This window comes from Microlunatus sp. GCM10028923 (assembly GCF_042666975.1).
Lineage (GTDB): Bacteria > Actinomycetota > Actinomycetes > Propionibacteriales > Propionibacteriaceae > Microlunatus.
Window position 1 is genome coordinate 92,268 of sequence record NZ_JBHTFF010000004.1, and the last position, 14,008, is coordinate 106,275.

The window sequence follows — 14,008 nt, forward strand, 5'->3', positions numbered from 1 at the left end:
GGCTTGCTGGGTGCAGGCGATCCTCCCCATGACAGCCCAGGAGCATTCCATGATCAACACTCTCGTGGCCGAACCGGACCCGCCGGTCGCGGCCGGCCCGTTCCGAGCCCAGCTGCGGTTCCTGATCAACGCCGGGTCGGTGTCGGCCGGCGTGATCGCCGAGCTCGCCGACCTGCGTCATGATCAACTTCGGCCGTTGCTCGGCCGCGGCTCCGGTGCCGACCTGATCCCCGCGGCTGTCGGCCGTCGGCTGCTCTCGGTGACCGCGGCCGAGGTCCGTTCGGTCCGGTACGAACTCGTCCCCGCCGAACCGGTCCGGCAGGGCCTCGACCGGCTGCTCGCGGCGGGCTGGGACCTGGACCGGCTGACCCGTTACCTCCGGATGCGGCGACCGGCGCTGCGGCTGCTGCTGGACGGGCGGTCGCTGGCCTGCTCGCGGCTCACCCAGTTGCGGGTCCTGGCGGCACTGCGGACACTCCCCCGGCGAGCGGTGCCGCCGGCCGTTCGGTCGCTGCGTCCGGTCGCCTGAGGTGGCCGGACCAGTAGCCTCGTGCCTCGTGGAGCCATGGTGGTGGGGCGATGCCTGAGCCCCCGATCGCGGCGCTGTTGATCATGATCACGGCGACCGTCGTCGGCGTCGGCCTGCCGATCGTGCTGCGCCGGCTGCCGGAGCCGCCGGCACCGCAGCCCGGGGACGGCGACAGCACCGAGTCCGGCAGCGGGGCCCTGGTCGCGGAGCCGGCCAAGATCCCCTACGCGGAGCTGGCCCGGCCCGGCTTCGTCGCCGCCTGTGCGCTGGCGGCGGCCGGTGCGGCGGCCATCGGCGTGTTCTGGATGCCGCCGCACCGGATCGCGCTCTGGCTGGTGCTGGCCGTGTTCGGCGTGGCGCTGGCCGGGATCGACTGGGCGACCACCTGGCTGCCGATGCGGCTCAGCTACGCGGGCTGGATCGCGATGGCGGCGGCGACGGTCGGGACCGCCTTCGCGTTCGGCGACGCCTGGATGCTGCTGCGGACAGTGGCCGGCGCAGCCGTCGCCGGGGTCGGGTATCTGGCGATCTGGGTGCTCAGCCGGGGCGGGTTCGGGTTCGGCGACGTCCGGTTCGCGCCGCTGCTCGGCGCCGCCGCGGGCTCGGTGTCCTGGACCCTGCTGCTCTGGGCCCTGCTCTGCGGCGCGTTGCTCGGCGGCGTGTTCGGGGCGATTCGGATCATCGCCGGCCGCCGCGGCGGCTTCGCGTACGCGCCCGCAATGCTGGCCGGGACCTACCTCGCGGGGATGCTCAGCCTGCCGTCACCGCTGGGTTGACCGGTCCGGCTGGGCGGCCTCCTGGTCCAGCAGGTGCAGCAGGGCGGTGGCGTACGCGTCGGCGGGCGAGGGTTGGGCCGGCGTGTGGAAGGTGCGCGGCGGGCCGCTCAGCGTGACCAGGTAGCCGTCGCCGGTGCGGTCGAGCGAGACGAACCGGTCGCCGATCAGGTCCCGCAACTGGTCCTCGCGGGGCAGCCAGACGACCTCGCCGACCTCGACGGAGTCCAACGCCCATTCGACGGTGCCGTTGAAGTGGAACCGGCGCTGCCCGTCCCGGACGATGAGTTCGACGACCATGTCGCTGACCAGGAACATCGAATCGGCGATCTCCGGCCGCGGGATGAAGAACAGGTCGCCGTTCGCGGGTTTCCACTCCAGCCGGTCGCTCAGCCGTCCGGCCAATTCGCGGGAGATCATGATCAGCCAGTATGCCCCGGGGTGCCACGCGGCAGGTCACCGCCCGACACCATTCTTGTTGAGGTTGCCGCCTCGATTAGGCTCGTCGCCGTGACCGTCCCGAGGCCCGGCTGGTACCCCGATCCGGCTGGGGTGCCCCGACCCTATCGCTGGTGGGACGGGACCCAGTGGACCCAGGCGATCGGTGAGTCGCCGAAGGCCCCGCCACCCGACGCCCTCGCGGCCCGGCTGGCCCGGGGCGACTTCGCCCAGGACGACCTGCGTTCCGGCCGGGCGGAGAGTGATCACACCGGCGCCGCCCAGGAGAGCGGCGGCCCGGCCGACGGCGCGGCAGATCCGCCGGCCTCGGAGCAACTCGAAGCCGGGCACGGCCGAGGTTCCGGCGGCGCCGCGGCCGACCGGGGCTGGCTGGCCGACTATCCGGAGCTCGACGACCCCGAGGTGATCGAGCCCCGGCGGGCGTCACCGGCCCGGATGGTGCTGGCGATCACGCTGAGCCTCACCCTGGTCGTCGCGGCCGGGCTCGGAGCCGGCCTGGTGATCTGGCGCGACCCCGGTTCGCCGACCACGGTCGAGGAACCCGCTCCCGGCAGCCGGCCGCCGGTGACCAAGCCGACCACGCCGGGTGCGGCGCCGACCGGCAAGCTCGATCCGACCACCCGGACCGCCAGCCTCGGGCCGGCCACGCTGACGCTGCCGGACTCCCCGTTCCGGCTCTACGCGGACCCGATCACGGTGCCCTATCTGTTCCAGGCGTGCTTCCTGGCCAACGCGCCCGTGCACGAGCGGTACGACGGCAAGGCCACCTGGTCGGCGACGGTCGCGCTGGCCCAGATCAGTCCCGACCTGATCAACTCGGCCGATCTGGAGAAGACGGCGACCAAGGCCGCCGAACGTTACGCGCAAAGGTTCTTCGGCAGCCACGCGACCAAGCTGGGCCGGCTCTCGGCCTCCGACTGGGCGGTCGACGGCCACCCCGGGGTCATGATCAACTTCCGGGTCAGCTACGACGTCGAGGGCCTGAAGAGCAAGTACGACAAGGTTTCGGTGATCCTGGTCCGGCTCGACGACGGCTCGTTCATCGCGGCGATCAGCTCGGTGCCCAACGACGCGGACCGAGAACTCGCCGAACTCTCCCGGGAATCGCTGGAATCGCTCCGGATCGTCGAATAGGCCGAAGAGCCGGAACGGGCCGGGATCAGCTCGCGACGGCCCGGCTCAGGGTGACCCACTGCTCCAGCTGGGCTGCCGCGGCGCCGGTGTCGATCGCGGTCGCGACCCGCTGCAGGTTGTCCCCGAGCTGCGCGACCAGGCGGTCCGGCTGCGGGCCGTCCCAGGCGGTCAGCCCGGCGGCGGCGTTGAGCAGCACGATGTCGCGCACCGGTCCGGCGGCGCCGGCCAGCACGTCGCGGGCGATCTGCGCGTTGACCGGCGGCGGGCCGCCGACCAGGTCCTCCGGGCGGGACCGGGCCAGGCCCAGCGCCGCCGGGTCGAACTCGAGCGTGGTCAGCTCCGTGTCCGGGCCGAACACCCACACCTTCGATGACGTCGTCGTGGTCAGCTCGTCCAGCCCGTCGTCACCGTGGAAGACGAGACCCTGCTGCCCGCGGGACGCGAAGACGCCGGCCAGCAGCCCGGCCATCCGGGCGTCGGCGACACCGACCGCGACGGCCGACGGCTGCGCCGGGTTGGTCAGCGGGCCGAGGAAGTTGAAGGCGGTCGGCACCCCGAGCTCGCGCCGCACCGGACCGGCATGGCGGAACGCCGGGTGGTAGTGCGCGGCGAACAGGAACCCGATGCCGGCCTTGGCGATCACCTGGTGCTGCTGCTCCGGGGTCAGGTCCAGCACCAGCCCCAGCTCCTGCAGCAGGTCGGCCGAACCGCAGGCCGACGAGGCGGCCCGGTTGCCGTGCTTGACCACCCGGGTGCCCGCCGCGGCGGCGACGATCGCCGCCATGGTGGAGATGTTGACGGTGCCCGCCCGGTCCCCGCCGGAGCCGACGATGTCCAGCGCCGGGCCGGGCACCTCGAGCGGCGTGGCGTATTTGATCATGGTCCGGGCCAGGCCGGTCAGCTCGTCGACCGTCTCACCCTTGGCCCGCAGGGCGACCAGGAAGGCGGCCATCTGGGCCGGCGTGGCAACGCCCTCGAGGATCTGCTCCATCGCCCAGGCGGTGGTGTCGACGGCCTGGTCCTCGCCCCGGATCAGGTCGGACAGCAGTCCCGGCCAGGTCGGATCGGCGACCCCGGTGTCGTCGGTCATGGTCGGTCTCCTCAGCGTTGCGCGAAACAGGTTTGCGCGGTCAGGGTTGCGCGGACGGCTCGACCGCGGTCGACCGGCGGACCAGGTCCGCCAGGGCGGTCGGCAGCCGGACCGGGTCGACCGGGTAGGCGACGATGGCGTCGGCCAGGGCCCAGGTCGCCAGCCAGGCGTCGTCGGGACGCGCGGCGAGCAGCAGCACCGGCGGGGCCTCGAGGATCTCGTGCTTGAGCTGGCGACACAGGCCCATCCCGCCGGGCACCGCCTCGCCGTCCAGGATCACCACGTCGATGCCGCCGGCCTCGATCGCCGTCAGCACGGCCGGCTGGGTGGCCACCTCGAGCACCGTGATCTCGGGCAGGTCGGCGGCGATCCGCCGGCCCAGCGCGAGCCGCACGTTGTCCCGGCGGCCCCGATCGGAGGCGTAGAGCAGGACGGTCAGCGACTTCTCCGCCGCCTCGCCGTGGTGCTGGTCAGAAGCCATGATCGTCATCATCCTCATCGTCGCGCTGGAAACCGTCAGATCGTACCGAAAGCCGAACGGGTCAGGTGGGCCGGGCGGAGGACACTCCGATCTGTTCGCGCAGGATGTCGGCGTGGCCGCAGTGCTGGGCCAGTTCGCGGAGCAGGTGCAGATAGATCCAGCGCAACGGCAGCGGGCCCCGGCGGTTCCCCGTCACCACGTCGTCCAGGCCGAGGCCGGCCGCGGCGGCCCGGGAAGCGGCGCAGGCGGCGCGGTACGCGGCCCGTACCGAAGCGATCGTGGCGTCCGGCGCCAGCCGGAACGACTCGTCCGGCGTGTCCGGGATCCCGATCTCGGCCCGGCTGCGCCCGGTCACCGCCTCGTCGAACCAGACCAGTTCGACGAAGGTGGCGTGCTGGACCAGGCCGAGCAGGGTGGTCGCCGACGGGACCAGCCGGCGCCGGGCCTGCTCCTCGGTGAGCCCGTCCAGCGACGCATCGAGGGCGGCGCGGTGGTCGTCGAGAAAGGTGTCGAACTGGGCCCGCAGGTCGGCGTGGAAGGCGTCCGGACGCAGCGCCGCCGGTATCGATTCGGTCACCGCCGCACTATAGAAAGGGTCGGCGACGACGACGTGGCCAGACACACACGCGACATTGCCAACCCCGACGTGACCGGGCGGGTCAGCACAGACATAATGACCCCGTGGCTCTACACACGCACTCCACGACGACCTCCGCCGAAAAGCCGGCCGGGGCCCTGCACTCCATCCCGCAGTCGCGGCTGCACGGGCGTCCGGGTCGTCCGGACATGGTGGCCGTGGGCACGATCGTGTGGCTCGCCTCCGAGTTGATGTTCTTCGCCGCGCTGTTCGCCGGCTACTTCACGATCCGCAACGTGACCAACGGCCAGAACGCGGTCGCCGGGCTGCCCGCCGCGGAATCACTGTGGGCAACCCAGTCCGGGATGCTCAACATCGAGTTCGCGATCCTCAACACCAGCGTGCTGGTGGCCAGCTCGATCACCTGCCAGATGGGCGTGTTCGCCGCCGAGCGCGGCCAGGTGGGCCGGACCGGCTCCCTGCTGCAGGTGAACAAGTGGGGCCTGCGCGAGTGGTACGTGCTGACCTTCGTGATGGGTTCCTTCTTCATCGGCGGCCAGGTGTACGAGTACGCCGAGCTGATCCACGAGGGCCTGACCATCTCCTCCAACGGCTACGGCTCGGTGTTCTTCCTGGCCACCGGCTTCCACGGCCTGCACGTGCTGGGCGGCCTGATCGCGTTCCTGATCTTGCTGGGACGTACGTTCCTCGCCCGCACCTTCACCCACGAGCAGGCGGTCTCGGCCGTCGTGGTCTCGTACTACTGGCACTTCGTCGACGTGGTGTGGATCGCGCTGTTCTTCGTGATCTACATCCTGCGCTGACCGCGCAGCCGACGGACCTCCGACAACCGAACAAGCTCGACGACTGAAAAGTCAGCCCTGACACCGAGAGGGACCCCCGACGTGCGATTCCTGTCCGCCAGACGACGCCATCCGGCCGCCAAGGTCTTGATGCTGTTGTTCGCCCTCGTCGTGGTCGGCGGCATCTATGCGGTCGTTTCGCCGGCCGACCAGGTGGCGGCCGACACCGGCAAGAGCCAGCAGATCGCCGAGGGCAAGGCCCTGTTCGCGGTGGGCTGCGCGTCCTGCCACGGCCTGAACGGCGAGGGCCAGGTCAGCGGGACCATCCAGGGCCCGCCGCTGATCGGCGTCGGCGCCGCCGCCGTCGACTTCCAGGTCGGCACCGGCCGGATGCCGATGGCGCAGCCGGGCCAGCAGGCCCCGCGCAAGAAGAACGTGTACACCGACGAGGAGATCGCCGCGCTGGCGGCCTACGTCGCCTCGCTCGGCCCCGGCCCCGACATCCCGGCCGAAGAGAACTACAACACCGAGGGCATGTCGGACGAGGACCTGGCCCGCGGCGGCGAGCTGTTCCGGACCAACTGCTCGGCCTGCCACAACTTCGCCGGCTCCGGCGGCGCGCTGCCGAACGGCAAGTACGCGCCGACCCTGGAGGGCGTCGACAACCGGCACCTGTACGAGGCCATGCAGACCGGCCCGCAGCAGATGCCCGTCTTCCCCGACCGGGCGCTGACTCCGGAGGAGAAGCGCCAGATCATCGGCTACCTGAACAACCTGAACTCGCAACCGAACCAGGGCGGCTTCACCCTCGGCGGGATCGGCCCGGTCAGTGAGGGCTTCTGGGCCTGGGTCGTCGGTCTCGGGGTGCTGATTGGGTTCACCGTCTGGATCACCGCAAAGGGAGCTCGCGCGAAATGAGTGACACCCGGGGCGAAACCGACCCCCAATCCTCGGCGGCACAGGGCAAGGAGCTCGCGACAACCAGCGTCGGCGGCGTGGACCAGGGCCAGGGCTGGCCCCGCTACCCCGTCCCGGACCCGGGCATGGAAGAGCACCACCCGCGGCTGACCGATGTCGACCCGAAGGCGGCCGAACGGGCCACCCGCCAGGTCGCGACCATGTTCGGGCTCGTCCCGCTGCTGGCGATCGCGTTCGTCGTGATCTACTTCGCGGTGCCGCGGGACATGTACATCGACTTCGGCCCGCTGCACTCCAACGCCCAGCATGTCGGGCTCGGCCTGACCGCGGGCTTCGCGATCCTGCTGATCGGCATCGGCGCGATCCAGTGGTCGCGCCAGATCATGGCCAACCACGAGATCTCCGACGACCGGCACGAGCTGAAGTCGAGCGACGAGGACCGTACTGCGGTCGTCGCGGACCTCAACACCGGCATCGACGAGTCGGCGATCAGCCGCCGCAAGGTGCTCGGCCGCAGCCTGGCCGGCGCGCTCGGGGCGCTCGGCCTGCCGGCGCTCGTCGTCCTGGCCGACCTCGGGCCGTGGCCGGTCGCGGCGACCCGTAAAGAGACGATCATGAAGACGATCTGGGCCGAGGGCGTCAAGCTCGTCCAGGACGTCAGCTACACCCCGATCAAGGCCTCCGAGATGCGGATCGGCCAGCTGATCAACGGCCAGCCGGAGAACCTGCAGGAACTGCACGGCGCCGAATTCCAGCAGGCCAAGGCGAAGTCCTCGATCGTGGTCGTCCGGATGGACCCGAACCGGATCAAGATCCCCGAGTCGCGGCGCGACTGGCAGGTCGGCGGGATCCTCTGCTATTCCAAGATCTGCACCCACGTCGGCTGCCCGATCAGCCTGTGGGAGGACCAGACCCACCACCTGCTCTGCCCCTGCCACCAGTCGACGTTCGATCTCGGCGATTCCGGTGTCGTGGTGTTCGGCCCGGCGGCGCGTGCGCTGCCGCAGCTTCCGATCACCACCGATTCGGAGGGATACTTGATCGCCCGGAGCGATTTCACCGTCCCGGTGGGGCCGAGCTTCTTCGAGCGCGACTCGCACGGCGACTACCAAAAGGGTGATAACTGATGGCGAAACCTGCCAGCACGGTCACCGAGAGTTCGGCGACCGAGGCACAGACCCCGGCGAAGCAGCCGGGCCCGCTGCTCAAGGCCGCCGCCGGTCCGGCCGGCTGGGCCGACGAGCGACTGAGCGTGGCCAAGCTGGGCCGGGCGAATCTGCGCAAGATCTTCCCGGACCACTGGTCCTTCCTGCTCGGCGAGATCGCGCTCTACTCCTTCATCGTCCTGCTGATCACCGGCGTCTTCCTGACCCTGTGGTTCAAGCCTTCGATGGCGGAGATCGAGTACGACGGCTCGTACCAGCTGCTCAAGGGCCTGCACATGTCGGAGGCGTTCGCCTCGACGCTGAACATCTCGTTCGACATCCGCGGCGGGCTGCTGGTCCGGCAGATGCACCACTGGGCCGCCCTGCTGTTCGTGGTCGCGATGTACGCCCACATGATGCGGACCTTCTTCACCGGCGCCTTCCGCAAGCCCCGTGAGCTGAACTGGATCCTCGGCGTCCTGCTGCTGATGACCACGATCATCGCGGGCCTGACCGGCTACTCGCTGCCGGACGATCTGCTGTCCGGCACCGGTGTCCGGTTCGTCGACGGCCTGATCCGGTCGGTCCCGCTGATCGGCACCTGGGCGGAGTTCTTCGTCTTCGGCGGGGAGTTCCCGGGCGACCTGATCATCTCCCGGTTCTACATGGCGCACATCCTGCTGGTGCCGGCGATCCTGCTCGGCCTGATCGCCGTGCACGTCGGGCTGGTCTTCTACCAGAAGCACACCCAGTACCCGGGCCCGGGCCGGACCGAGAAGAACGTGGTCGGCTTCCCGCTGTTCCCGGTCTACATGGCCAAGGCCGGCGGCTTCTTCTTCATCGTGTTCGGCGTGATCGCGCTGATGGGTGCGGTGATGCAGATCAACCCGGTGTGGGCGTTCGGACCGTACAACCCGGCCGAGGTGACCGCCGGTTCGCAGCCGGACTGGTATCTGGGCTTCGTCGAGGGCGCGGTCCGGATCATGCCGGGCCTGGAGTCGCACATCGGCGGCACCACCTGGTCCTGGAACATCTTCGTGCCCGGCGTCGGACTGATGATGTTGTTCCCGGGGATCCTGGTGGCCTACCCGTTCATCGAACGGTGGGTGACCGGCGACAACTCCGAGCACCACATCCTGGAGCGGCCGCGGAACAACCCGACCCGGACCGCCTTCGGCATCGCCGGGATCACCTGCTACGGACTGTTCTGGGCCGGTGGCGGCAACGACCTGATCGCCGTGATCTTCGACGTGTCGCTGAACTCGGTGACCGACTTCCTCCGCGTCGCGGTCTTCGTCGGCCCGGTGATCGCCTTCATGATCACCAAGCGGGTCTGCATCGGCCTGCAGCGGCGGGACGAGGCCCGGCTGCTGCACGGCGCCGAGTCCGGCATCATCGTCCGCGACCCGTCCGGCGGGTACGAGGAGAAGCACGTGCCGATCAGCCAGGACGAGGCGTTCACGCTCACCCAGCACAAGGAGTACCTGCCGCTGGAGCCGATCCGGGACGGCGAGGGCGACGGCCTGCGCGACGGCGAGGTCAAGGCGGAGAACCGGCGCCGGCTGGCCACCCGGTTCTTCTACCGGGACGCGCTGCGCAAGCCGACCCGGGCCGAACTGGAGGCTGCCGCGGAGCACCAGGCCCACGGCAACGGCCACGAGAACGGCCATGGCAACGGCAACGGTCACGGCGAGCTCGAAGCGGCCGATGATCAGGCCGAGCTGGAGTCGGGCGACGCGGCCACCAGGAGTGGTACGACCACGCACTGATCAACAGCAAGGGGAACACGCCCCCTCCGGCCGCCGGCCGGAGGGGGCGTTTCTCGTTTCCGCGCCGGGCCGACTGTCCGGGCCCGCCGGTAGGCTGAACGTTTTTATCCGGACGCGGACGCGGCCGGACAGCAGAAGGGACTGATCGGTATGACCGCCGAACCGGTATGGATGACGCCGCGCACGCTGCAGCGGCTGGAGGACACGGTGGCCGACCTGACCCGGCCCGGCCGGACCCCGGACGACGCCGAGCAGGCGCGGATCCTGGAGCTGCGCGAGCTGATCCGGCGGGCCGAGACCGAGGCCAAGCCGGACGACGGGCTGGTCGAGCCGGGCATGATCGTCACCGTACGGTTCGACGGCGAGGACGAGCCGACCACCTTCCTGGTCGGCAGCCGGGAGCTGGCCGCGCTCGACGCCAGCGTCGACCTGGATGTCTACTCCCCCAGCTCGCCGCTCGGCTTGGCGATCGTGGGCCGGTACGTCGGCGACACGATCAGCTACCCGGCGCCGAACGGCACCGTGAAGGCCACTGTGGTCGCCGCGGCACCGTTCGGCTGAGGCCCCTGGGTGGCAGGCTGCAGGGATGGAATTTGCAGCCATGCAGGCCGAGGCGCGGGCGGTGCGCTCCCGGTACGCGGAGGTCGAGGCAGAACGCTACGGGCGCAGCTGGACGACCGAGGAGATCATGATCGGCTTCGTCGGCGACGTCGGTGATCTTGCCAAGCTCGTCCAGGGCAAGGCCGGGGTGCGGCCGACCGCCGACCTGGACGCCAAGCTCGCCCACGAGCTCGCCGACTGCCTGTGGAGCGTGCTGACCCTCGCCGACGCGTACGGCGTGAACCTGGAGGGGTCCTTCACCGACACCATGGCCGGGATCAGGGCCCACCTCGACCGCTGACCTGGGCCGGTTGGTGGTGCCGCGCCCCGCTACTGACTCACGACGCTAGGGTCCTGCCATGGTCCAGCTGCTTCCCTACCTGCTCGGGGCGTTGTCGCTGTTCTGCCTGGTGATCGTGGCGAAGCCGGACCTGTTCCGGAACTGGACGGTACGCGTGTCCGACGGCGACGACCGGAGCTGGGACGACCGCCGGGTCCGGCTCGGCGGACTGCCGCGCGGAGTGGTCCGGGCGATCTATCTCGGGGTCGCGGTCCTGCTCGCCGTCTTCGCGTTCCAGGTGCACGGCTGGGCCGCCGCCGAGGACGACTGCGCCCTGGCCGAGCAGGTCTATTCCGCGGCCCAGGACGGGTGGGACCTGGACCGGGCGTACGCCGAGGCCGCCCGCCTCGGCCTCGACGTCGAGGCCGTGACGAGCAAGACCAAGTCCGCCAAGATCACCTCGGTGACCGTCAGCAAGGACGGCCGGACGATCGCGACCTGGCGGACCGGGTCCGTGTCCACCGGCCTCGACTGTCGCTGAGGTTCAGTTCGTCAGCCCGAGCGCCTCGGCGATCGCGCGATAGCCGGGCAGCGGGTCCTCGCCGTCCTCGGTCAGCAACTGCAGCACCACCTGGCTGGCGCCGGCGTCCAGGTGTGCGGTCAGCGCCGCCGCGACGGTGGCCGGGTCGCCCTGCGGTGCCAGCGCGTCGATCACCCGATCGCTGCCGTCGCCGGCGACGTCGTCCTCGGTGAAGCCGAGCGTGAGCAGGTTGCTGACGTAGTTGCGCAGCCGCAGATACATCCCGACCCCGTGCCGGGCCAGGTCGCGCGCGGCGGGCGTGCTGCCCAGCACCGCCTTCTGCTCCGTCACCAGCAGGGGCTCCGGGCCGATCAGTTCGCGGGACCGGCGGGTGTGCTCCGGGGTCACCAGATACGGGTGCGGCCCGGCGGTCCGCTCGGCGGCCAGCTTCAGCACCTTCGGCCCGAGCGCCGCCAGCACGACGTCCTGCTCCGGCACGCCGGCCGCGGCCAGCCGGTCCAGGTAGTCGACGATCGTCGCGTACGGGCTCCGGTACTCCCGGGTGGCCTCCGGGTGCCCGATCCCGACGCCCAGCGCGAGCCGGCCCGGGAACCGCGCGGCGACCCGGTGGTAGGCCTCGGCCACCGGCTCCGGTTCGTCGGCCCACATGTTGACGATCCCGGTCCCGACCACCAGCCGATCGGTCGCGGCCAGCAGTTCCTCGGGTTCGGCCAGGTCGCCCGGCGACAGCCCGAGCCAGATCGACCGGTAGCCGAGATTCTCCAGTTCCTTCGCCAGCTGTGGGCTGGTCTGACCGGACCTGCGCCAGACCCCCACGCCGCGTACGTCATTCACCATGATCACGACAACCGGCGGCCCGGCCCGGACATTCCCACCAAGATCACGATCACCCGGCCCGCGGCGGCAGCCCGTGCTCGGCGCGCACCTGCTCGGCCGGCCGCGGCGGGCCGGGCGGCGTACCGTCACCGAAGGGGCGGCCGCCGAGCTGTTCCCGGTGGTGCGGTTCCCACCAGTTGCTCAGGTCCGGTCCGGCCGGAACGATCTTGGTCGGATTGATGTCGGTGTGCACCACGTAGTAGTGCTGCTTGATCTGGACGAAGTCGGTCGTGTCGCCGAAGCCGGGCGTGTGGAACAGGTCCCGGGCATAGGCCCAGAGCGCGTCGAACTCGGACAGCTTCTGCCGGTTGCACTTGAAGTGCCCGTGGTAGACCGCGTCGAACCGGGCCAGCGTGGTGAACAGCCGGACGTCGGCCTCGGTGATCGTGTCGCCGACCAGATATCGCTGCCCACGCAGGCGATCCTCGAGCCAGTCCAGCCGCGCGAACAGCCGGTCGTAGGCGCGTTCGTACGCCTCCTGCGAGCCCGCGAAGCCGCACCGGTAGACGCCGTTGTTGACGTCGCGGAAGATCAACTCGGCCACCTCGTCGATCTCGTCCCGGCGGTCCTCCGGATAGAGATCGGGCGCGCCGTCGCGGTGGAACGCGGTCCACTCGGTGGAGAAGTCGAGCGTGATCCGGGGGTAGTCGTTGGTCACCACCGCCTTCGTCGGTACGTCGACGATCGCCGGCACCGTGATCCCGCGCGGATAGTCCGGCACCCGGGCGAAGTAGGCCTGCTGCAGCCGTTCGTAGCCGAGCACCGGATCCACGCCGCCCGGATCAAGATCGAAGGTCCAGCTCCGCTTGTCGTGGGTCGGCCCGCACAGCCCGAGCGAGATCGCGTCCTCCAGCCCCAGCAGCCGGCGGACGATCAGCGTCCGGTTCGCCCAGGGGCAGGCCCGCGCCGCCACCAGCCGGTAGCGGCCCGCCTCGACGGGGTAGCCGTCCCGGCCGTCGGCCGTGATCCGGGTGGTGATGTAGTTGGTGTCCCGCTTGAACTCGCCGGCCTCGACGTAGCTACCCGGCTCCGCGTCGTTGTCGCTCATGGTCGCGAGCGTACAAGTCAGTTCGGACGAATCCTGTCTGCCTCCTGTGCAGTGTCGGCGGAACGCGATAGCATCCACCGCGGATGGTGACATTTCGGGGGTGTCGGCATCAGTTCCTCGGTCCGTCCGGACCACCTGTCCCCGAGCAACCTGTTTGCCTCACCGACGAGGCGGACCTGGATTCGGGGGAGACCAAGGATGCGCGTAGGCGCACGTACCAAAGTTGCCGGCTTGATGGTCGCCGGCCTGACACTCGCGTTCGGCACCGTCGCCGCGGCCACGGTGGCCGCCAGCGCTGACGAGACGACGAACACCAATGACCCGGGCTACTGGGAGAAGTACCTCGAAGAGCAGGGGTACCAGAACGCCGACTGCTCGAAGGACGATTCCGTCGCCACGCCGTACGAGGTGCCGGCGGGCTCCTGGGTTCTGCTGGTCCTGAAGGCCGGCTCCGGGGACAGCGAGAACGACGTGATCAAGGACCCGGTCTCGGGCACCGCGTACGAGCACTCGACGAAGAAGGACATCTCGCACGCGATCCTGTGCTCCGCCGACGAGGGTCCTTCCCCGACCCCGACGCCGTCCGATTCTCCGACGCCGACGGACACGCCGACGCCGACCGAGACGCCGAGCGAGACCCCGAGCGAGACGCCGACTCCGAGCGAGTCGCCGACCGAGACCCCGAGCGAGACGCCGACTCCGAGCGAGTCGCCGACCGACACGCCGCCGCCGTCCGAGACGCCGAGCGAGACGCCGTCCGAGACCCCCAGCGAGTCGCCGAGCGAGACGCCGTCCGAGTCGGGGATGCCGAGCGAGAGCGAGAGCCCGTCGCCGACCGCTACTCCGTCGGAACCGCGGCCCGGCTTCGGCACCGGCACTGACGGCGGCACGGCCTGGCCGCTGCTGGCGGGCGCCGGCGTGATCGGCACCGGAATCGTCGGCACCGGGATGACCCTGCTGCTGAAGCGCATCCGCCGCCACTGAT

At 70.5% G+C, this 14,008-nt stretch carries 17 protein-coding genes; 11 read left to right on the forward strand and 6 right to left on the reverse strand.

Annotated elements, in window-relative coordinates; all coding sequences use genetic code 11:
• Positions 1-49: 49 nt before the first annotated feature.
• Both ACFQU4_RS10660 and ACFQU4_RS10665 read left to right on the forward strand, forming a co-directional pair.
• Positions 50-529, forward strand: coding sequence for a hypothetical protein (locus ACFQU4_RS10660; RefSeq protein ID WP_377490844.1), 480 nt, complete (start codon positions 50-52; stop codon positions 527-529).
• Between the two features lie 50 nt (positions 530-579).
• A complete protein-coding gene (locus ACFQU4_RS10665) occupies positions 580-1,305 on the forward strand; it encodes a prepilin peptidase (RefSeq protein ID WP_377490847.1) in 726 nt (241 codons plus the stop codon).
• On the opposite strand, the gene ACFQU4_RS10670 is transcribed toward ACFQU4_RS10665, so the two are convergent.
• A complete protein-coding gene (locus ACFQU4_RS10670) occupies positions 1,291-1,722 on the reverse strand; it encodes a pilus assembly protein CpaE (protein WP_377490850.1) in 432 nt (143 codons plus the stop codon). The two genes, ACFQU4_RS10665 and ACFQU4_RS10670, sit on opposite strands and share 15 nt — an antisense overlap.
• 90 nt (positions 1,723-1,812) lie before the next feature.
• Here ACFQU4_RS10670 and ACFQU4_RS10675 point away from each other — a divergent pair, with 90 nt between their 5' ends.
• The gene (locus ACFQU4_RS10675) at positions 1,813-2,895 is read left to right on the forward strand and encodes a DUF2510 domain-containing protein (protein WP_377490853.1); all 1,083 of its coding nucleotides are present in this window, start codon (positions 1,813-1,815) and stop codon (positions 2,893-2,895) included.
• A gap of 25 nt (positions 2,896-2,920) precedes the next feature.
• Here ACFQU4_RS10675 and trpD read toward each other — a convergent pair whose 3' ends face one another.
• The 3 genes from trpD to ACFQU4_RS10690 form a co-directional block, all read right to left on the reverse strand.
• Entirely contained in the window at positions 2,921-3,985 is a 1,065-nt protein-coding gene (trpD, locus tag ACFQU4_RS10680; protein ID WP_377490856.1) for an anthranilate phosphoribosyltransferase, read from the reverse strand.
• A 40-nt stretch (positions 3,986-4,025) separates the two neighbouring features.
• Positions 4,026-4,466 carry a response regulator gene (locus ACFQU4_RS10685; protein ID WP_377490859.1) on the reverse strand — a complete coding sequence of 147 codons (441 nt, stop codon included), beginning with the start codon at positions 4,464-4,466 and terminating at the stop codon, positions 4,026-4,028.
• Between the two features lie 61 nt (positions 4,467-4,527).
• A complete protein-coding gene (locus tag ACFQU4_RS10690; RefSeq protein ID WP_377490862.1) occupies positions 4,528-5,043 on the reverse strand; it encodes a DinB family protein in 516 nt (171 codons plus the stop codon).
• Positions 5,044-5,261: 218 nt separating this feature from the next.
• Here ACFQU4_RS10690 and ACFQU4_RS10695 point away from each other — a divergent pair, with 218 nt between their 5' ends.
• The 7 genes from ACFQU4_RS10695 (at position 5,262) to ACFQU4_RS10725 (ending at position 11,099) form a co-directional block, all read left to right on the forward strand.
• On the forward strand, positions 5,262-5,867 hold the full coding sequence (locus ACFQU4_RS10695) for a heme-copper oxidase subunit III (protein ID WP_377492221.1): 606 nt from the start codon (positions 5,262-5,264) through the stop codon (positions 5,865-5,867).
• Between the two features lie 81 nt (positions 5,868-5,948).
• Positions 5,949-6,764: a c-type cytochrome gene (locus tag ACFQU4_RS10700; protein WP_377490865.1), complete on the forward strand. Its 816-nt coding sequence runs from the start codon at positions 5,949-5,951 to the stop codon at positions 6,762-6,764.
• Between the two features lie 125 nt (positions 6,765-6,889).
• Positions 6,890-7,891, forward strand: a complete 1,002-nt coding sequence (locus ACFQU4_RS10705; protein WP_377492224.1) for a Rieske 2Fe-2S domain-containing protein — start codon at positions 6,890-6,892, stop codon at positions 7,889-7,891.
• Entirely contained in the window at positions 7,891-9,678 is a 1,788-nt protein-coding gene (locus tag ACFQU4_RS10710) for a cytochrome bc complex cytochrome b subunit (protein WP_377490868.1), read from the forward strand. The genes ACFQU4_RS10705 and ACFQU4_RS10710 overlap by 1 nt, the downstream gene beginning before the upstream one ends.
• Positions 9,679-9,828: 150 nt before the next feature.
• On the forward strand, positions 9,829-10,239 hold the full coding sequence (locus ACFQU4_RS10715) for a GreA/GreB family elongation factor (RefSeq protein ID WP_377490871.1): 411 nt from the start codon (positions 9,829-9,831) through the stop codon (positions 10,237-10,239).
• Positions 10,240-10,264: 25 nt separating this feature from the next.
• Positions 10,265-10,579 carry a nucleotide pyrophosphohydrolase gene (locus ACFQU4_RS10720; protein WP_377490874.1) on the forward strand — a complete coding sequence of 105 codons (315 nt, stop codon included), beginning with the start codon at positions 10,265-10,267 and terminating at the stop codon, positions 10,577-10,579.
• Positions 10,580-10,637: 58 nt separating this feature from the next.
• A complete protein-coding gene (locus ACFQU4_RS10725; protein WP_377490877.1) occupies positions 10,638-11,099 on the forward strand; it encodes a hypothetical protein in 462 nt (153 codons plus the stop codon).
• Between the two features lie 3 nt (positions 11,100-11,102).
• Here the strand turns inward: ACFQU4_RS10725 and ACFQU4_RS10730 are convergent, their stop codons facing one another.
• Together ACFQU4_RS10730 and ACFQU4_RS10735 are read right to left on the reverse strand one after the other, a co-directional pair.
• Positions 11,103-11,936, reverse strand: a complete 834-nt coding sequence (locus tag ACFQU4_RS10730; protein ID WP_377492227.1) for a TIGR03620 family F420-dependent LLM class oxidoreductase — start codon at positions 11,934-11,936, stop codon at positions 11,103-11,105.
• A 49-nt stretch (positions 11,937-11,985) separates the two neighbouring features.
• Positions 11,986-13,023: a glutathione S-transferase family protein gene (locus ACFQU4_RS10735; RefSeq protein ID WP_377490880.1), complete on the reverse strand. Its 1,038-nt coding sequence runs from the start codon at positions 13,021-13,023 to the stop codon at positions 11,986-11,988.
• Positions 13,024-13,221: 198 nt separating this feature from the next.
• Between ACFQU4_RS10735 and ACFQU4_RS10740 the strand changes: the two genes are divergently transcribed.
• Positions 13,222-14,007 (forward strand): hypothetical protein, encoded by a 786-nt coding sequence (locus tag ACFQU4_RS10740; protein WP_377490883.1) that lies wholly within the window; start codon positions 13,222-13,224, stop codon positions 14,005-14,007.
• Position 14,008 lies beyond the last annotated feature (1 nt).